This window comes from Streptomyces sp. PT12 (assembly GCF_003311645.1).
Lineage (GTDB): Bacteria > Actinomycetota > Actinomycetes > Streptomycetales > Streptomycetaceae > Streptomyces.
Map to the genome: position 1 here is coordinate 153593 of NZ_QEST01000023.1, position 18302 is coordinate 171894.

The 18302-nt window shown below is 72.2% G+C and carries 19 protein-coding genes and 1 pseudogene; 16 read left to right on the forward strand and 4 right to left on the reverse strand.

The window, feature by feature from the left end:
- Nucleotides 1-108: 108 nt before the first annotated feature.
- The 4 genes and pseudogenes from DEH69_RS03275 (at nucleotide 109) to DEH69_RS03290 (ending at nucleotide 4040) form a co-directional block, all read left to right on the forward strand.
- On the forward strand, nucleotides 109-687 hold the full coding sequence (locus DEH69_RS03275; RefSeq protein ID WP_113685331.1) for a TerD family protein: 579 nt from the start codon (nucleotides 109-111) through the stop codon (nucleotides 685-687).
- Nucleotides 688-803: 116 nt separating this feature from the next.
- A complete protein-coding gene (locus DEH69_RS03280) occupies nucleotides 804-2543 on the forward strand; it encodes a TerD family protein (RefSeq protein WP_113685332.1) in 1740 nt (579 codons plus the stop codon).
- Between the two features lie 263 nt (nucleotides 2544-2806).
- Nucleotides 2807-3049, forward strand: a pseudogene (locus DEH69_RS03285) (helicase); the annotation flags it as partial.
- A gap of 196 nt (nucleotides 3050-3245) precedes the next feature.
- Entirely contained in the window at nucleotides 3246-4040 is a 795-nt protein-coding gene (locus DEH69_RS03290) for an SGNH/GDSL hydrolase family protein (RefSeq protein ID WP_113685333.1), read from the forward strand.
- A 120-nt stretch (nucleotides 4041-4160) separates the two neighbouring features.
- Here DEH69_RS03290 and aceA read toward each other — a convergent pair whose 3' ends face one another.
- Nucleotides 4161-5483 carry an isocitrate lyase gene (gene aceA, locus DEH69_RS03295; RefSeq protein ID WP_113685334.1) on the reverse strand — a complete coding sequence of 441 codons (1323 nt, stop codon included), beginning with the start codon at nucleotides 5481-5483 and terminating at the stop codon, nucleotides 4161-4163.
- A 358-nt stretch (nucleotides 5484-5841) separates the two neighbouring features.
- On the opposite strand from aceA, the gene DEH69_RS03300 reads away from it, so the two are divergent.
- Nucleotides 5842-7254: a short-chain fatty acyl-CoA regulator family protein gene (locus DEH69_RS03300; RefSeq protein WP_113685335.1), complete on the forward strand. Its 1413-nt coding sequence runs from the start codon at nucleotides 5842-5844 to the stop codon at nucleotides 7252-7254.
- Here the strand turns inward: DEH69_RS03300 and DEH69_RS03305 are convergent.
- Nucleotides 7221-7550, reverse strand: a complete 330-nt coding sequence (locus tag DEH69_RS03305) for a MerR family DNA-binding protein (RefSeq protein ID WP_113685336.1) — start codon at nucleotides 7548-7550, stop codon at nucleotides 7221-7223. The genes DEH69_RS03300 and DEH69_RS03305 overlap by 34 nt on opposite strands.
- Before the next feature lie 118 nt (nucleotides 7551-7668).
- On the opposite strand from DEH69_RS03305, the gene DEH69_RS03310 reads away from it, so the two are divergent.
- The 4 genes from DEH69_RS03310 to DEH69_RS03325 all read left to right on the forward strand — a co-directional run bounded on the left by DEH69_RS03310 (nucleotide 7669) and on the right by DEH69_RS03325 (nucleotide 10610).
- Nucleotides 7669-7848 carry a hypothetical protein gene (locus tag DEH69_RS03310; RefSeq protein ID WP_113685337.1) on the forward strand — a complete coding sequence of 60 codons (180 nt, stop codon included), beginning with the start codon at nucleotides 7669-7671 and terminating at the stop codon, nucleotides 7846-7848.
- 29 nt (nucleotides 7849-7877) lie between these two features.
- Nucleotides 7878-9728: an ATP-binding protein gene (locus DEH69_RS32320; protein ID WP_113685338.1), complete on the forward strand. Its 1851-nt coding sequence runs from the start codon at nucleotides 7878-7880 to the stop codon at nucleotides 9726-9728.
- Between the two features lie 61 nt (nucleotides 9729-9789).
- A complete protein-coding gene (locus tag DEH69_RS03320; RefSeq protein WP_113685339.1) occupies nucleotides 9790-10137 on the forward strand; it encodes a GntR family transcriptional regulator in 348 nt (115 codons plus the stop codon).
- Nucleotides 10134-10610: a hypothetical protein gene (locus DEH69_RS03325; protein ID WP_113685340.1), complete on the forward strand. Its 477-nt coding sequence runs from the start codon at nucleotides 10134-10136 to the stop codon at nucleotides 10608-10610. The genes DEH69_RS03320 and DEH69_RS03325 overlap by 4 nt, the downstream gene beginning before the upstream one ends.
- Nucleotides 10611-10628: 18 nt before the next feature.
- Here DEH69_RS03325 and DEH69_RS03330 read toward each other — a convergent pair whose 3' ends face one another.
- Complete coding sequence (locus DEH69_RS03330) at nucleotides 10629-11054, reverse strand: MarR family winged helix-turn-helix transcriptional regulator (protein ID WP_113685341.1); 426 nt, start codon at nucleotides 11052-11054, stop codon at nucleotides 10629-10631.
- Between the two features lie 390 nt (nucleotides 11055-11444).
- Between DEH69_RS03330 and DEH69_RS03335 the strand changes: the two genes are divergently transcribed.
- The 7 genes from DEH69_RS03335 to urtE all read left to right on the forward strand — a co-directional run bounded on the left by DEH69_RS03335 (nucleotide 11445) and on the right by urtE (nucleotide 17845).
- Nucleotides 11445-11630, forward strand: a complete 186-nt coding sequence (locus DEH69_RS03335) for a hypothetical protein (protein WP_113685342.1) — start codon at nucleotides 11445-11447, stop codon at nucleotides 11628-11630.
- 181 nt (nucleotides 11631-11811) lie between these two features.
- Nucleotides 11812-12930 (forward strand): substrate-binding domain-containing protein, encoded by a 1119-nt coding sequence (locus DEH69_RS03340; protein WP_113685343.1) that lies wholly within the window; start codon nucleotides 11812-11814, stop codon nucleotides 12928-12930.
- 158 nt (nucleotides 12931-13088) lie between these two features.
- Nucleotides 13089-14390 carry an urea ABC transporter substrate-binding protein gene (urtA, locus tag DEH69_RS03345; protein ID WP_113685344.1) on the forward strand — a complete coding sequence of 434 codons (1302 nt, stop codon included), beginning with the start codon at nucleotides 13089-13091 and terminating at the stop codon, nucleotides 14388-14390.
- Entirely contained in the window at nucleotides 14387-15283 is an 897-nt protein-coding gene (gene urtB / locus DEH69_RS03350; protein ID WP_113685345.1) for an urea ABC transporter permease subunit UrtB, read from the forward strand. Before urtA ends, urtB begins: the two co-directional genes overlap by 4 nt.
- Entirely contained in the window at nucleotides 15280-16407 is a 1128-nt protein-coding gene (urtC, locus tag DEH69_RS03355) for an urea ABC transporter permease subunit UrtC (RefSeq protein WP_113685346.1), read from the forward strand. Before urtB ends, urtC begins: the two co-directional genes overlap by 4 nt.
- Nucleotides 16404-17153 (forward strand): urea ABC transporter ATP-binding protein UrtD, encoded by a 750-nt coding sequence (gene urtD, locus DEH69_RS03360; protein ID WP_113685347.1) that lies wholly within the window; start codon nucleotides 16404-16406, stop codon nucleotides 17151-17153. The genes urtC and urtD overlap by 4 nt, the downstream gene beginning before the upstream one ends.
- Nucleotides 17153-17845, forward strand: coding sequence for an urea ABC transporter ATP-binding subunit UrtE (gene urtE, locus DEH69_RS03365; protein ID WP_113685348.1), 693 nt, complete (start codon nucleotides 17153-17155; stop codon nucleotides 17843-17845). The genes urtD and urtE overlap by 1 nt, the downstream gene beginning before the upstream one ends.
- Nucleotides 17846-17847: 2 nt before the next feature.
- Here urtE and DEH69_RS03370 read toward each other — a convergent pair whose 3' ends face one another.
- A complete protein-coding gene (locus DEH69_RS03370) occupies nucleotides 17848-18240 on the reverse strand; it encodes a hypothetical protein (RefSeq protein ID WP_113685349.1) in 393 nt (130 codons plus the stop codon).
- Nucleotides 18241-18302: the final 62 nt, after the last annotated feature.

Sequence of the window (18302 nt, forward strand, 5' to 3'; positions counted from 1 at the left end):
GCAGGACTGACACAAAGCCGTGCCGCCGCGGGCGACTGTCGGTGGGACTGCGTAGGGTTCCGTGCAACCGCTGGATATGGCGGCGCGAGACCGGAGAAGGGTTAGCACGTGAGCCTCAACTTGTCCAAGGGACAGGCGATCAACCTCCAGAAGTCCGACGGCGGCACGCTCACCGCCGTGCGGATGGGCCTGGGGTGGCAGGCGGCTCCCCGGCGGGGGCTGTTCGGGACGCGCACGCGCGAGGTCGATCTCGACGCCTCCGCCGTGGTGTTCGCCGACAAGCAGCCGGTGGATGTCGTCTTCTTCCAGCATCTGACCAGCGACGACGGCTCCGTTCGGCACACCGGCGACAACCGAGTGGGCGGCGCGGGCCAGGGCGGCGACGACGAGGCGATCCTCGTCGACCTCCAGCGGCTGCCGGTCCATGTCGACCAGATCGTCTTCACCGTCAACTCCTTCACGGGGCAGACGTTCGCCGAGGTCCAGCAGGCGTTCTGCCGCCTGGTCGACGAGACCAACGGGCAGGAGCTCGCGCGGTACACCCTGACCGGCGGCGGCTCCTACACCGCGCAGATCATGGCCAAGGTGCACCGGCAGGGCGGCGGTTGGCAGATGACCGCGATCGGCGAGCCCGCGAACGGGCGGACGTTCCAGGACCTGCTGCCCGCGCTGGTCCCCTACCTGTAAGCGCCCGTACCCACCGTAACGACCCACCGTTACGCATCCACCGCTACGATCGGGCCCGGCGGGGCGCGCGACCGCGCCGGGCTCGCCCATCCCCAACGTTCTGAGAGGGCGCCACGATGACCGTCGAGCTGATTCGCGGGCAGAACCACCCGCTCCCGGAGACGCGCCTGGAGATACGGGTGTCCGCCGGCCAGCCGATCGCCGCCGGGGTGACGCTCAACGACGAGCACGGCCGCATGCGCGACGCCACATGGATCGCCCACCCGGCCTCGCCGCGGCTGCCGGGCGTCGAGGTCTCCAAGCAGGCCGCCGCCGACCACCGCCTGGCCGTCGACCTCGACGCGCTGCCCGCCGCCGTGCACCGCGTCAACGTCCTGCTCGCGCTGCCCACCGGCGTGGGCGGGCCCGCCAGCTTCGGCGCCGTCGCGCCCCCGACCGCCGCCGTCACCGGCCTGGACGGCGCCGCGATCGTCAGCTACCACATCATCGACCTGGACGCGGAGTCCGCCGTCGTCGCGCTCGAGCTCTACCGCAGGAATGACGCGTGGAAGGTCCGCGCGGTCGGCCAGGGCTTCGCGGGCGGGCTCACCGCGATGCTGCACGACCAAGGGCTGCCCGAGGCCGAGGAGTTGGCCGCCACGATCAACGCCGCCGTGGCCAGCGGCATCGCCCGCGCCGTGGCGCCCGCGCCGCCGCCACCACCCGCCCAGCCCGGCCAGCCGGGCCAGCCCGTCGCCGGGGACGCCACCGGCTGGTCGATGGACGAACGCCTGTACAACCAGGTGTGGGGCATGTTCGAGGACCTGGCCCGCGCCACCGCCGCCTACCGCAGCGCCGTCGACTTCGCCGACTCCCGCATGGACCGCGAGCTGGACGGCGTGCTCTCCGACCCCCGCAACCGCGTCGGACCCGTCGCCGACGCCGCCCGCGCGAAGGCCCAGGCCAAGCGCGCCCAGCTGGTCGACCAGGCCCGCGCCGCCCTCGACCGCGACGTCACGCAGCTGGTCGCCGAGTCCGAGGTGGTCGAGCCCGCCCTGCCGCCCGCGTACGCCCGTTGGGACAACCCCTGCTGGCACGCCTACAAGGTGCCCGACGAGGTCCCGATGGCCCTGCGCCTCGGCGACCTCAGCCTTCCCGAGCACGTGGGGCTGCGGATCCCGATGCTCATGCGGATGCCGCTCCAGCGCGGCCTGTGGATCGACAGCGGGCGCGGCGGTGGCGGGATGGAGGCCGCGCTGCACGACTCCGAGGACCTGCGCAGGCGCGCCGCGGAGACGGCCACGGCGATCGCCGCGCGCCTGCTGGCCGTTCACCCGGCCGACGGCCTCAGCGTCCGCGTCATCGACCCCACGGGCACGGTCGGCGGCCTGGCGCCGCTGGTCGAGGCGGGGGTGCTCGCCGAGCCGCCCGCGGTGGGCGAGGCGGGCGTCGCCGCGACGCTCGCCGGGCTCACTCAGCGCGTCGACCTGGTGCAGATGGCGATCCGCAGCGGCGCGGGCGACGCGCTGCCTCCGGACATCGACCTCGCCGAACAGCTCCTGATCGTCCGGGACTTCCCGCACGGCTTCGACGACCGCGGCGTGACGCACCTGCGGTACCTGGCCGACGAGGGGGCCTCGGTCGGCGTCCACCTGATGATCATCGGCGACCGCGAGGACGCCCGCGCCTACGGCCCGCTCCTCGACCCGCTGTGGCGCGCGCTGCTGCGCATCACCCCGGTCCCCGACGACCACCTGGCCGACCCATGGGTGGGCCACGCCTGGACCTACGACCCGGGCCTGCCCCCGCCCAGCAGCGGGATTCTCCCGCAGATCCTGCGCCAGGTGGCGGCCGCGCGCCAGAGGACCGAGCACTAGCTCGGCCCTGCCCGGGCGGGGCTTCGTTGGACCGGTGCCTCGGGGGCCCGCGCCGTGGCGGGCGCGCGCGGCTCATGCCGCGCGGGCCGCGCTCTCGGCGGCGGTGCCCTCGGGGATGCCGACAAGACGCCAGCGTCGCGGGGCGCTGGGAGACCGACAGGACGCGCTTCACCGACTACGCCGCCTACCTGGCCGAGACGGGCCTCCCCCAGGCCCGCGGGGACCACGCGGTCGGCGCCGCGCGCCGCCTGGCCCGGCTCACGCTCTCCGGGCGCGCGGACGCCAGCGCGTTCCACCTGGAGACCGGGCGGCTGTGCGTGCTCCTCTCCCGCCACCGCCACGCCTGCGTCGTCGTCGCGCGCGACGGCATCCGTTCGCTCCTCGACCGCCACCCGTCGAGCCAGCCCGTGCATCTCGACGTTCCCCCGACGTTCCCCGACGGCTGGCGCGCCCATCAGACGATCATGGAGCACCTCGACCGGCCCGACTTCCTGGTCGGGGCCTGAGAAGGGCGCGCGCCGCGTGAGGAGGGCGCGCGCAGCCCGGGAAGGCTTGCGTGTCGCCGAACGCGCGATGTCCGGTGGGGGAAACGGTGGTTGAGGCGGCGACAGAGGTCTCGACGGCGGGGCGGTTGACATGAACACTGTTGTCAACGCGCGTTGCGATCCGACGCGCGATCCTCGACCCCCACGTGGAGGCTCCGTGAGACCGCCGAAGTTCCTCACCGTCCTGTCCGCGCTCGTTCTCTCCGTCCTGATGGCCCTGATGGGCACGGGCTCGGCCCAGGCCGCAGGACCGGCCTATGTGGCCCTGGGGGACTCGTACTCCTCCGGCAACGGCGCCGGGAACTACATCGACGCCAGCGGCAACTGCCACCGCAGCAACAACGCCTATCCCGCGCTGTGGGCGGCGGCCAACGCCCCCTCGTCGTTCTCCTTCGTCGCCTGCTCGGGCGCGGTGACCAGCGATGTCACCGGCTCGCAGCTGGGCTCGCTCAACGCGTCGACCGGGCTGGTCTCGATCAGCATCGGCGGCAACGACGCCGGGTTCGCCAACGTCATGACCACGTGTGTGACCGGCTCCGACTCCACGTGCCTCAACCGCATCGCGACGGCCGAGTCGTTCATCACCGGCACGCTGCCTGGCCGCCTCAACTCCGTCTACTCCGCCATCGACTCCCGCGCGCCCAACGCCCACGTGGTGGTGCTGGGTTACCCGCGCATGTACATCGAGCCCTCCAACTGGTGCATCGGGCTGAGCCAGACCAAGCGCGAGGCCATCAACGACGCGTCCGACCTGCTCAACTCCGTGATCTCCGCCCGGGCTTCGGCCCATGGCTTCGCGTTCGGCGACGTGGCGGCGCGCTTCGCCGGGCACGAGCTGTGCTCGGGTGACGACTGGCTGCACGACGTCAGGCTGCCCACGTGGGAGGCGTACCACCCCACGGCCCTTGGCCACTCGGGCGGCTACCTGGCCGCGCTCAACGCCGTCGACTGACCCGAGCGGCGACTGACCCGAGCGGCGACTGATCCGAGCGGCGTCGCGTTCGTCGGGACGAGCCCCCTTGAGGCCCTGTGCCTCAAGGGGGCTCGGCACCGAGAGGGCTCACCGCTGTGCTCAGCCGAACTGCTCGGCCTCCGTCGAGCCCGCGAGCGCGGTGGTCTCCGAGGCGGGGTTGACGGTGGTGGACACCAGGTCGAAGTACCCCGTGCCGACCTCGCGTTGGTGGCGCACCGCCGTGAACCCCTCCTTCTGCGCGGCGAACTCGGCCTCCTGGAGGGCCACATACGACGTCATCCCGTCCTCGGCATAGCCGCGGGCCAGGTCGAACATCGCGTGGTTGAGGGAGTGGAACCCCGCCAGCGTGATGAACTGGAACCGATACCCCATCGCCCCCAACTCCCGCTGGAAAGCCGCGATCTGGTCGTCGTCGAGTGCCGCCCTCCAGTTGAACGAAGGCGAGCAGTTGTAGGCCAGCATCCGGTCCGGGTACTCCGCGTGGATCGCCTCGGCGAACCTGCGCGCCTGGTCCAGGTCGGGCGTGCCGGTCTCCATCCACAGCAGGTCCGCGTAGGGGGCGTACGCCAGGCCGCGGGCGATGGCCGCCTCCATGCCGTTGCGCACCCGGTGGAAGCCCTCGGCGGTGCGCCCTCCCGTGCAGAACGGCGCGTCGCGCTCGTCGACGTCGCTCGTGAGCAGCGTCGCGGCCAGGGCGTCGGTCCTGGCGACGATCAGGGTCGGCACGCCTGAGATGTCGGCGGCGAGCCGGGCGGCGTTGAGCGTGCGGATGTGCTGGCCGGTGGGCACGAGCACCTTGCCGCCCAGGTGCCCGCACTTCTTCTCGGACGCCAGCTGGTCCTCGTAGTGGATGCCCGCCGCGCCCGCCGCGATCATCGCCTTGGTCAGCTCGAACGCGTTGAGCGGGCCGCCGAAGCCCGCCTCCGCGTCGGCCACGATCGGGGCGAGCCAGTCGGTGGCGTCGGTGCCGCCCTCCGCGGTGGCGATCTGGTCGGCCCGCAGCAGCGCGTTGTTGATCCGACGCACCACCTGCGGAACGGAGTTGGCCGGGTAGAGGCTCTGGTCGGGGTAGGTGTGCCCGGCCTGGTTGGCATCGGCGGCGACCTGCCAGCCCGAGAGATAGATGGCCCGCAGCCCCGCCCTGACCATCTGGACGGCCTGGCCGCCGGTCAGGGCGCCGAGCGCGTGCACATAGTCCAGGTCGTGCAGCTCGCGCCAGAGCCGTTCGGCGCCGAGCCGGGCCAGGGTGTGCTCCTCGGTGACGCTCCCGGCCAGCCGTATGACGTCCTCGGCGCGGTAGGTGCGCCGCACGCCAGCCCAGCGGGGGTCGGTCTCCCACTGGAGCGCCAGCTCGTCCGCCGTCGTCCACGCGGGCCCCCGCGCCCCCGCCCCCGGCCCCCTCCGGGTCGGTGTCTGCGTCATGACCGGTCTCCCTTCGCTCGAAGCCCTGCGTTGCCCTGCGTGCCCTGCGTTGTCGTGCGGTGCCGTGCGCTGTCGTGGGGCGTTCTGTCAATGGTGCGAAGTGTGTGACACCAAGTGTCAAGACTGGGCGGCACGTTACCCTGGTGGCCCGGGTATACCGCTCAACTCCGCCTGTTCAACGCCCTCATCCCCACTGTGGCACTGGCACTGAGTGTCATCAATGCTGGACTTCTGCTAATCTCTGCCTATCTTCAGGGCCGGTTCTGCGAATCCTGCCAAGCGAACGCCGCGCGCGAGCGGACGGGGAGGACGCCGCGCGCGGGCCGCGGTCGCGGGCGGGGTGCCGAGGGAGGTGCCGATGAGCAAGATCTACGCCGGGGCGCGCCTGCGGCGGCTCCGTGAGGAACGCGGCCTCAAGCAGGCCGAGTTGGCGCGGCTGCTGGCCATCTCGCCCAGCTATCTCAACCAGATGGAGCACGACTCGCGCCCCCTGACCGTCTCCGTGCTGCTGCGGCTCACCGAGGCGTTCGGCGTCGACCCGGACTTCTTCTCCGAACGCGACACCGCGCGGCTGGTCGCCGACCTGCGCGAGACGCTGACCGACGAGATCACCGCGGGGCGTCTTTCCCCCGCGGATCTGGGGGAGTTGGCGTCGAGGATGCCCGCCGTGGCGCGGGCCCTCGTCGACCTCGGGCGGCGCAACCACACCCTCGCCGAGCGGCTGGCCCGGCGAACGGCCGACCGGGACACCGAGGAGCTGGCCGGGCCGCGCTCGCCGCACGAGGAGATCCGCGAGTTCTTCTACCGCAGACAGAACTACCTGCACGACATCGACACCGCCGCCGAGGAGCTGGCCCGCGAGGTGGGCATCCGCCCCGGCGAGGGCGGGCGGACGCTGGCCGCGCGCCTCCTCGTGCGCCACGGCGTGCGCTTGGCCACGGGCGCCGGGCGCCTGCACCACTACAACCCCTCGACGCGCGTGCTGCGTCTCTCCAGCAGGCTTCGCCCGGGCCAGCGGACCTTCCGCCTGGCCACGCAGGTCGCGCTGCTCGAATACGGCCCCGAGCTCTCGCGGCTCGCCTCACAGGACTGCGACGAGGGCTCGCCCGCCTGGTCACTCGCCCGCATCGGCATCGCCCACTACTTCGCCGCCGCGCTGATCCTGCCCTACGCCGAATTCCACGCCGCCGCCGAGGAGTTGCGCTACGACATCGAACGGCTCACCGACCGCTACGGCATGGGCTACGAGACCGTGTGCCACCGGCTGAGCACCCTCCAGCGGCCCCGGCTGCGCGGCGTTCCGTTCTCGTTCGTCCGCGTGGACCGGGCCGGGAACATGTCCAAGCGGCAGTCCGCCACCGCGTTCCACTTCTCCCGCGCGGGCGGCACCTGCCCCCTGTGGAACGTGTACGAGGCGTTCGCCGCGCCGGGCAGGATCCATGTGCAGATCGCCGCGATGCCGGATGGAAAGCGGTATCTCTGGACCGCGAGGACCGTCACCCGGCACCGCGGCGGCTGGGGCGAGCAGGGGAAAACGTTCGCCATCGGCCTCGGCTGCGAGCTCCGGCACGCGCGCCGCCTGGTCTACTCCGACGGGCTCGACCTGGACAACGCGTCCGCCGCGACCCCGATCGGCATGGGCTGCCACGTGTGTGAACGCCTCGACTGCCCCCAGCGCGCGGTCCCGGCCCCCGGCCACGCGCTGGACATCGACGAGAACAGCAGCACGTTCGTCCCCTACCCGGTGGTGCGCGCGCCGGGGGGCTCGTGAGGCCGCGCGAGCTCTCCTGCGCCCGCCCTGGTCAGCGCGTCGACCAGGCGGGCGCGCGCCGCGGCAAGGGCGGCGATCCGGTCGTCCACGTCGGCGAGCCGCCGCGCGATCACGGCGGCGCTCGCTGGGCAGACGGGGCCATCGGCGATGGCGTCGCCGAGGCACGGCAGGAACGCGCGGATGTCCGCGGCGGTGAGGCCGAGGGACAGCAGCGGCTCGATGTCGGCCACCCGCGCGACCTGTGAACGGCCGTACTCCCGATAGCCGTTGGGCGACCGGTCGGCGGCCGTGAACATGTGTCCCCACCTGCCGGGAACGCCCCGTTCCCGGCCGGGAACACCCCGGTGGGCGGCAAGACTGGGAGAGCGCTCGCCCACCGTGGCGGGCTCATGACACCTACGGAGGAGGACACGGGTGGACCGGCCCCTGCTGACCGTGCGTTCGGCCCTGATCCTGCTGCTCGGCGTGCTCGTCGGGGTGGCGGCCGGGCTGCTGACCGCCCTGGCCGACGGCGGCGGGGCGGCCCGTTCCGTCATCGTGGGCGCGGCGGCGTTCGCCGCTGCCGTAGCGTTCTTCAACGCGCTGATCGCGTAGCCGAGGGGACGGCCGGGGAGGAGTGGGCGGTGGAGGGGAGCGACGCGGGCAGCGGCGCGGAGGGCGACGTGGGCGGCTTCAAGGAGCTGTCGGCCGATCTGCGCCCTGACGTACGGGACTTGGCGCTCGCCCTGCGTCGCCTGATGGGGGCCACGGGGAAGTCGCTACGCCAGTTCGCGGCCTACCACCACTACGGCCCTTCGGCGGTGTCGCGCTATCTGAGCGGAGAGCGCGTTCCCGACAAGCGGTTCCTCGACGACCTGATGAAGTCGGCCTGCAAGGTCAACGGCCGTGAGGTCTCCGCCGAGCTCCAGGGCGACCTGTACCGGCTGCACCGCGACGCGCTGCTGGCCACCAGGCCCGCCCGCTACCGGGAGCAGATGGCAAGCGACCGTCTTGAGGACGCCGTGCTGCGCAAGGAGGCGGCGGAGCTCGAGCTGCGCGAGCTGAGAGGCGCCGTCACAGGGCAGCGGCGGCGCCTCCTCGCCCTTGAGGCGCGGTTACACGAGGTGGACAGCGCGGGCAGGCGCGAGCGGAGCCGCCCGCGGGGCGACCTCGAACGGCATGGCGCCCGCGAGGAGGAGCTGCGGCAGGAGTCCGCCCGGCTGCGCGATGAGGTCGCCAGGCTCGAGGAGGCCCTGCGGGAGGCGGAGCGGGAACGGGACGCAGCGCTCACCCACTGCGAGGAGCTTGAGGCCGAGCTGGCGGCGGCCCAAGACGCCGCAGAGCGCGAGGAGTTGGAGCGGCAGGCCGCCGAGGAGCGGCTGCGCGCCGCCAAGGCCGCCGAGGCGGCAGGGCACCGGCTCGACGACCTGGAGCGCGTGCGACGCGAGGCGGAACGCGTGCGGTTCGAGGCCGCGCGGGACGCCGCGGCGCGGATCGAGGAGGCGCGGGCCGAGGCGGAGAAGCTGGTCGACGAGGCGGCGGCCAAGGCCAGCCGGATCCGGCCCCCGGTGCTCAGAAGATCGGCGGCGGCGCGCCAACTGTCCGAGGCGGCACGGCAGATGGCCGAGGAGTTCACCGAGTACGGCCGGAGCCTCGTCGTCCCGGAAGGACCGGCCCCCGAGGGCCTCGCACCCCGGCCGCTGGCCCTCCATGGCCAGGACGACATCGGGCAGGCCGCCGAGGCGGTCGAAGCGGTGCGGCGGGAGGCCGTGCGGGCCGCGGCGAGGCAGTTCGCGTTGCGCCACGCCACCGTCCAGCTCACGCGCCGCACCCTGGGAGTCGTCCAGCGCCAACTCGCGCTGATCTCCGAGCTGGAGGAGCGCGAGACCGACCAGGACCGGCTCGCCTCGCTGTTCGGGCTCGACCACCTGGCCGTCCGCGTGCGCCGCCTCGCGGAGAGCGCGCTCGCGCTGAACGGCGTGGAGACATACCACCGTTGGGCGCATCCGATCCCCCTGGTGAACGTGCTGCGCGCGGCGGCGTACGAGGTGGAAGATCACCGGCGCGTCGAGCTGGGCGGCGTTCCGCCGCTCGATGTCATCGAGCCCGTGGTGAGCGACCTGGTGCATCTGCTGGCCGAACTCCTGGAGAACGCCACCTCGTTCTCATCGCCGGTGACCCGGGTCGCCCTCAGCGGCCAGCAACTGCCCGACGGAAGGGTCCTGTTGGAGATCCGGGACCGGGGCATCGGCCTGTCACCCCTCGACGTGGAGGACATTAACCACCGTCTGGCCGAGCCGCCCGAGGCCGACCTCACCGCCCCCCGCCATATGGGCCTGATCCTGGTGGGCCGCCTGGCCCGACGCCATGGCATCCGCGTCCAGGTGCGGCCATCGGACTCCTATGGCACGACCGCGCTGGTCATGGTGCCCGCACGCGCCGTGGAACGCGGGCACCGGGCCGCGTCGGGCCGCGTGGCCGAGGACGTCGGCTGAACGGGCCCGGCCGACACGGCCCTTCCCCAACGGTGCCTATGAAGCTAGTATGAATAGCACCATGCTGCTTCATGTCGATCCAACGGACGCGCGCCCGCTGCACGAGCAGCTGGCGGCGGAGCTGCGCCGTGCCATCCGCACGCGCGACCTGGCGGCGGGCGACCGGCTCCCGACCGCCAAGGAGCTGGGCGAGGCGCTCGGCCTCAACGCGAACACCGTGCTGCGCGCCCTGCGCGCGCTGCGCGACGAAGGGCTGCTGGAGTTCAGGCGGGGCCGCGGGATCCGGGTGAGCGCGCTCTCCCCCGGGGACGCCGAAGTCGCCGAGCTGGTCCGGCAGTTGGTGGAGGTCGGCGAGCGGAACGGCTACCGGCGCGAGGAACTGGCCCACATGATCGAGGAGTTCGGATGAGAGACAGGGACAAGGGCGGTGCGGGCCGCCGGACGGCCTGGGTGAGCGGCGCGGGGAACGTCGCCGTTCCCCTCTTCGGCGCTCTGCTTGCCGCCGTGCTGATCGCGGCGCTGTGGTCGTCGGCGGGAGCCGGGATCCTCCTGGTGCTGATCGCGCCCGTGGTCACCTCGATGTTCGGCTCGCTGCGCGTGGTGGCCGGCGAGTCCGGGGTGCTCATCCGGATGGGCTATCTGGGCTGGCCTCGGCGGCATGTGCCGCTCGCCGACATCGACAAGGCCGAGAAGGACGACATCTCCGCGCTCTCGATGGGGGGTTGGGGATACCGCGTGCGAGGGCGGACCACGGCGTACCTGGTCAGGAGCGGGGAGAGTCTGGTGCTCAACCTGCGGAACGGCCGGAGGGTCGTCATCACCTGCCGGGACGCCACGACCGGGGCCTCGCTGATCAACGACTACCTCGCGACGGGGCGTTGACCCGCGAGCGGACCAACCTCAGGTCAGCGCGGGGCGGTTCCCCTCAAGGTCGGACACCAGCCGGGCGAGCAGCGCGGCGAGCAGGTCGTCGTCGCCGCTGCTCGGCAGCGACTCCCAGGTGGCGCTGACCCGTTGGTCGAGGCGCTGCCAGACCTCGCTCCCGCGCGGCGTGAGGAACGCCAGGATCCTGCGCCGGTCGAGCGGGTCGACGCGCCGGTGCACCATGCCGTCGTCGACGAGCTGGTCGACGAGCCGGGTCAGCGTCGGCGGCGGCAGCAGCACACACTCGGCGATGGCTGTCATGCCGTGCCCCTCGCCGTCGGCGAGCAGCGACATCACGCGCCACGCGTCGACGGAGCACCCCTCCTCGTCCAGCACCCCACGCACCCGCCGCACGGCCAGCCGCTCGGCCCGGGACAGCAGCCCCACGAGATCAACGGACATAGCCCTCCGCCCTCCAAGGCCCGAACGCCACCCCCATGGTACGAGCTCTCAGGCCGCCGCCCGCTCCGGCTGTCCCGCGACGAGCCCCGACTCCGCGAGACAGCCCAGCCCGTCGGCGACGCCATACGCGGCGGCGTTCAGGACGGCCACCATGGCGTCGGGGTCGGTGGGCGTGCCTGGCGTCGGCGTGGGTCAGCGCCGCGAGCAACTCCTCCTCGCGTGACGGGCTCCGGGCCGAACGGCGGAACTCGATCCAGGCACTGTCGGACGCCGCGTACGCCGCCTGCCCCGTCGCATCGTCCACGCGCCCCGGCTCGGCGGCCACCGCGTCGGGGGGTATACCGAGCAGAGCTCCTCGGTGAACGTCTCGGCGTCGCGCAGGACTTCGACGTGGCGACCGAGGTCGGCGGGCGGCGCGCCCTCGAGTTCGCCGAAGACCCGCTCACCGGCCAGCGCTTCCAGGCTCTCCGCCGCCGTCGCGAAGACCCCGCCGCACACCTCGCCCGCCGTCCGCTCCTTTTCGAACGTCTGAGAGGCGGACGGCTCCCCGCCCGGCTCGTCGGGCGCGTCATCTGAGGACGAACAGGCCGCGACCGCCACGAGGGCCACCACACCCCAGGCGAGGCGACGCGGCCGACGGAGGGTGACCGCGAGGCCGCCTGGTGCCCGGTCGGCCATGGCTCCCCCCTGATCGCCGAAGGCGAACCACCGCAACGGGCCCTTCAGTGCCCCCGGGAGGGGGCATCATGGGCCGGTGATGCGACGGGAGGCGGGCCGGGTGGGTGGGCCATTGACGGCCGAGGCCGGGGTGCTCGGGGTGGCTCTCGTCGTGCCGCGGCAGGGGCCCGCGGGGATCTTCGGGCCCGCGTGCGAGCTGTGCGCCCAGCTCGCCGCCGACGAGGTCAACGCCGCTGGCGGGGTGCTCGGCCGCGAGCTGCGGCTCGTCACCGTGGACGGGGGCGCGCCACCGCCGCTGGTGGCGGCCGAGGTCGAGGCGTTGGTGGCCGCGGGCGCCGTGCACGGCGTCACCGGCTGGCACATCTCCTCGGTGCGCCACGCCGTCGCGCCGCGCATCGCCGCCCGGGTGCCTTATGTGTATACGGCGCTATACGAGGGCGGGGAGGACGCGACGGGCGTCTATCTCACCAGCGAGACGCCGGACGGTCAACTACGCCCGGCCATGCGGCTGCTGGCGGCCGAGCGGCGCGTGCGGCGGTGGTATGTCGTCGGCAACGACTACGTCTGGCCCCGGCGCACCGCCCGCGCCGCCCAGCGTTACGCGCGCGAGAGCGGCGGTGAGATCTGCGGCGCGTCGTATCTCCCGCTGGGCGCCCAGGAGTTCGGGAACGTGCTCCGGGCCGTCGAACGCCGGGGCGCTGACGCGGTGGTGATGCTGCTGGTCGGCAGTGACGCGGTGCGGTTCAACCGCGCGTTCGCCGCCGCGGGGCTCGACCAGCGGTGTCTGCGGCTGAGCACGCTGATGGACGAGAACATGCTGGCCGCGAGCGGCCCCGAGGCCACCAGGGGCCTGTCGGCCACCGCGGGGTTCTTCGGGGCGCTCGCCACCGCAGACACCCTTGACTTCCACGGGCGTTACGCGGCGCGTTTCGGGCCCGAATCGCCGGGGCCAAGCGCGTTGGGGGAGTCCTGCTACGAGGGCGTGCTGCTGCTCGCCGCCCTGATCAACCGGGCCCGTTCATGGGAGGTCGGCGCCATCGAGGGCGCGGCGGGCGAGGTCAGCTACGAGGGCGCCAGAGGGCTGCTTCGCCTGGCGGGGCGCCATGTGCGGCAGCGCATCTACCTGGCGGAGGCGGACGGTCTCGACTTCGCCGTGACCGCGGACCTCGACGCCTGGAGCGGCCCCGCACGCCCATGAACGGCCGTGATACTTCCGAACGGAAGTATTAATGGAGGTGAAATCCCGGGGAAACGCCGCCCTTTGAAGCTGTGCCATGCGCACGCCGGGCGGCGCGGCCCGGCCCACTCCCCTCGCGATTCCCCGTCCCTTCAAGGGACCCTAGGAGGAGGTCGGTCATGCCCGGAGCCCGGGGAACCCGTCTCGCCGCGATCGTACTGGCGTTCGCCACCGCTCTGACCCTCACGGCCTGCGGGGCCAGGACAGGAGAGGAGGCGGGCGGGAACGCCGCCGAGGTGGACACCTCGGGTGACACCATCAAGGTCGGCCTGCTCAACTCCCTGTCAGGGACGATGGCCATCAGCGAAGTCACCGTCCGCGACGCCCTGTTGCTCGCCATCGACGAGATCAACGCCGCGGGCGGCGTGCTCGGCAAGCAGATCGAGCCGATCAGCGAGGATGGCGCCTCCGACTGGCCGACGTTCGCCGAGAAGTCCGAGAAGCTGATCAGGCAGGACCAGGTCGCGGCGGTGTTCGGCTGCTGGACCTCCGCAAGCCGCAAGGCGGTTCTGCCGGTCTTCGAACGCGCCGGGTCGCTCCTCTTCTACCCCGTGCAGTACGAGGGCATGGAGCAGTCGCCCAACATCTTCTACACCGGCGCCACCACCAACCAGCAGATCATCCCCGCCCTCGACTACCTGCGCGAGGAGGAGGGCGTCGAATCCCTCTACCTCGTCGGCAGCGACTACGTCTTCCCGCGCACCGCCAACCGCATCATCACCGCGTACGCCGAGGAGCACGGCATCGAGATCGCGGGCGAGGACTACGCGCCGCTCGGCTCGACGGAGTTCGCCACGATCGCGGGCAAGGTCGAATCCTCGGGCGCCGACGCGGTGTTCAACACCCTCAACGGCGACAGCAACGTCTCCTTCTTCCGCGAATACGCCGCCTCGGGGCTCACCGCCGAGTCCATGCCGGTGATGTCCGTCTCCATCGCCGAGGAGGAGGTGCGCAGCATCGGCGCCGACACGCTGGAGGGCCAACTGACCTCCTGGAACTACTACCAGACCACCGAGGGCGCCACCAACGAGGAGTTCGTCGCCGCCTACCAGGCCCGCTACGGCGAGGACCGGCCCACCTCCGACCCGATGGAGGCCGCGTATACCTCTGTCTACCTGTGGGCCGCCATGGTCGAGGAGGCCGGGTCGTTCGAGGTGGAGGACGTGCGCGCCGCCGCCGACGGCATCACGTTCGAGGCGCCCGAGGGCACGGTGACCGTGGACGGCGAGACCCAGCACATCCACAAGACGGCCCGCATCGGCCGCATCAGCGCCGACGGCCTGATCGACGAGGTGTGGAACTCCGGCGAACCCGTCGCACCCGACCCGTTCCTCACGAACTACCCCTGGGCCGAAGGACTTTCGGCCGAGGAGCCGGGCGGTGAGGGAACGGAAGGGTCCCCGGGCGAGGACGCGCCGTGACGGTCATCCTCAGCCAGTCGCTCACCGGCGTCAGCATCGGCGCGGTCCTGCTGCTCATCGCCCTCGGCCTCTCGCTCACCTTCGGCCAGATGGGCGTGATCAACATGGCCCACGGCGAGTTCATCATGGCCGGTGCCTACAGCGTCTACCTGCTCCAGGGCCCCATCGGCTCCGCCGGGGTCTCGCTCATCGTCGCGCTCCCGGTGGCTTTCGCGGTCGCCGGGGCCATGGGCGCGGCCCTCGAATGGCTGCTGATCCGGCGCCTCTACGCCCGCCCCCTGGACACCCTGCTGGTCACCTGGGGCGTCTCGCTCATGCTCCAGCAGCTCGCCCGCGACCTCTTCGGCGCGCCCAACGTGCACACCGAGACGCCGAGTTGGCTGTCCGGGCGGATCACGCTGATCGGCGGGGACGACCCGTTGACGCTCGCCCATGGCAGGCTGTTCATCCTCGGCCTCGCGCTCGCCGCCGTCGTGGCGCTCACCCTGACGCTGCGGCTCACCCCGCTGGGCCGCCGCATCCGCGCCGTCGTCCAACACCGGGACCTGGCCGAGGCGTCGGGGATCGCGACCGCCCGCGTGGACCGCGTGACCTTCGTCCTCGGCTCGGGCCTCGCGGGCCTGGCGGGCGTCGCCCTCACCCTGGTCGGCCCCATCGGCCCGACCATGGGCACCAACGTCATCATCGACGCGTTCCTCGTGGTCGTCGTCGGCGGCATCGGGCAGCTGCGCGGCGCGGTCATCGCCGCGTTCGCCCTGGGCGTCCTCCAGGCGCTGATGGAGTACTCCACCACCGTCAGCGTCGCCCGCGTGACCGTGCTCGTCGCCATCGTCGCCTTCCTCCAGTGGCGACCCCAGGGCATCCACACCCTCCGCACCCGGAGCCTGGCATGACCAACTCCACCGCCGCAAAGACCACCGCCACGTCCTCCGCCGCCAAGTCCCCGAGCGGGACGGCCCGTTGGGCCCGCTGGCGGACACCCGTCGGCTACGCGCTCGGCGCCCTCGCCCTCTTCGGCCTCGCACCCCTCCTCCTGTCCGACTTCCGCCTCGGGCAGCTCGCCCGCTACCTCTGCATCGCCATCGTGGCCGTCGGCATCTGTCTGGCCTGGGGCAGGGGCGGCATGCTCGTCCTCGGCCAGGGCCTCTTCTTCGGCCTCGGCGGCTACGCCATGGCGATGCACATGAAGCTCGCCGACGCGGGCCCGGGACAGCTCCCCGACTTCATGCTGCTCTACGGCTCCACCGACGAACTCCCCTGGTGGTGGCAGCCGTTCAGCTCCCCGGCCGTCGCGCTCGCCGCCGTGCTCCTGCTCCCCATGGGCCTCGCGGCGCTCATCGGCTGGTCCGTCTTCCGACGCCGGGTGCGCGGCGCCTACTTCGCCATCCTCAGCCAGGCCCTCGCCGCGGCGTTCGCGATCCTGCTCATCGGCCAACAGGCCACCACGGGCGGCACCAACGGACTCACCAACTTCCAGGGTTTCTTCGGATTCTCCCTCCACGACCCCGTCAACCGCCGCACGGTGTACTTCCTCATCGCGGCCACGCTGCTGCTCCTCATGCTGGCCACCCGGCAGCTGTTCCGCAGCCGCTATGGCGAACTCCTCGTCGCCGTAAGGGACTCGGAGGAACGCGTGCGCTTCCTCGGCTACGACCCCGCGCTGGTCAAGCTCGCCGCCTACGTCCTGTCCGCCGGGATGGCGGGCGTGGCGGGCGCGCTGTTCGTGCCCGCGGTCGGGATCATCTCCCCGGCGCTCATCGGCATCGTGCCCTCCATCCAGTTCGTCATCGGCGCGGCCATCGGCGGGCGGGCCAGCGTCGTCGGCGCCGCCATCGGCGCGGTCGCCGTCGCCTGGGCGCAGACCACGCTCTCCGAGGAATTCCCCTCCGCCTGGACGTACTTCCAGGGCGGCCTCTTCGTCGTGGTGGTCGCCTTCCTCCCCGGTGGCCTCGCCTCCCTGTGGCACCTGGCCGCCACCCGACGCCGCCAGCGAACGGACGTGGTGACAGCGGCATGACCGAACAGCCCCTCAACGACCTGGTGATCGACGACATGCGGGTCACGTTCGACGGCTTCGTGGCCGTCGACGGCGTCAGCCTCCGCGTGGGCCCCCGCGATCTGCGGTTCCTCATCGGGCCCAACGGCGCGGGCAAGACCACCCTGGTGGACGCCATCACCGGCCTCGCCCCGGCCACCGGCTCCGTCAGATTCGGCGGCCGCGAGCTCCTCGGCCGCCCCGTCCACCGCATCGTCCGGCTCGGCATCGGGCGCACGTTCCAGACCGCCACCGTCTTCGAGAACCTCACCGTCCTCCAGAACCTCGACATCGCCGCGGGCACCACCCGCCGCCCCCACACCCTGCTGCGCCGCCGCAGAACCATCCCCGAAGAGGTCCAACGCGCCCTTGAGACAACGAGATTGACCGCACAACGCGACCGCGCGGCGGGCACCCTCGCACACGGCCAGAAACAGTGGCTGGAGATCGGCATGCTCCTCGTGCAGAACGTCCAACTCCTCCTGCTCGACGAGCCGGTGGCCGGAATGAGCCACGAAGAACGCGAACAGACAGGCCAGTTGCTCCAACGCATCGGGGAGGACCGCACGGTGGTCGTCATCGAGCACGACATGGACTTCATGCGCGCCTTCGCCGCCAGCGTCACCGTGCTGCACGCCGGGCGCGTCCTGAGCGAGGGAACGGCCGCCGAGGTGCGCGCCGACCCCAGGGTCCAGGAGGTCTACCTCGGCGAGACGGCGGCGCCCTGATGCTGGAGATCACCGGCCTGGTCGCCGGATACGACCGCACCACCGTGCTCCACGGCGTGTCCCTCACCGTCCCCGACGACGGCGTGGCCACCGTGCTCGGCCACAACGGCGCGGGCAAGTCCACGCTCCTGCGCGCGGCCGTCGGCCTCATCAGGCCCCGTTCCGGCACCGTCCTCCTCGACGGCGACGACATCACCCGGCTCCCCGCGCACCGCCGGGCGCGCCGCGGGATCGCGTATGTCCCGCAGGGGCAGCAGAGCTTCCCGCAGCTGACCACCATGGAGAACCTGCGGCTGATTGCCGACGGCCGCCGCGACGGGCGCGCGGCCCTCGACGAGGCGTTCGACCGCTTCCCCGCACTCCGCGAGGTCACCACCCGTCCCGCTGGCCTCCTCTCCGGCGGTCAACGCCAGCAACTCGCCCTCGCCCGCGCCCTGATGACCCGCCCCCGCCTGCTGCTCCTCGACGAGCCGACGGAGGGCATCCAGCCCTCGGTGGTGCGCGAGATCCAGGCCACGATTCTCGACCTGAGCGGCAGGGGCGACCTGTCCGTGCTGCTGGTGGAACAGCACGTGGGCTTCGCCCTCAGGGCGGCCGAGCGGTACTACGTCCTGGAGGCGGGCCGGATCACCTCATCGGGTCTCGGAACGGCGGACGCCGAGGCGGTGGTGCGGGAGGCCCTGCGGGTGTGAGGTCAGGTGGTGCCCTCCCATCGGGCGGGTGGTTCGGGTGTGAGGCCGGATTCCTCGGTGCAGTCGAGGGCGTCGACGACGGCGTAGGCGGCGGAGTTGAGGATGGCGATCATGTCGTCGTGGTCCGAGCCGGTGCCGGGGGTCTGGACGGCGAGTTCGGCCCACAGGAACTCGTCGGGAGGGGCGGCGCCCACGGGGCAGTTGACGAACATGGACGCGTACTGGTCGCTGGTCGAGGCGTAAGCGTCCACGTCGTAGTAACTGAGGCGGCGCTCCTCACCCGGAGTGGGCGCCAGGTGGAACCAGCGGAACTTGATGGACGCGAACTCCCAGTCCGACACCGGCGTGTAGATCACGCAGAAGTTGGTCGTGGTGACGTTGTTCTCCATCAGCACCTCTGCATACTGAGGTTGAACTCGTGGTGTCGTGAGGGCTGACGGTTCGTCGCTGGTGCGGT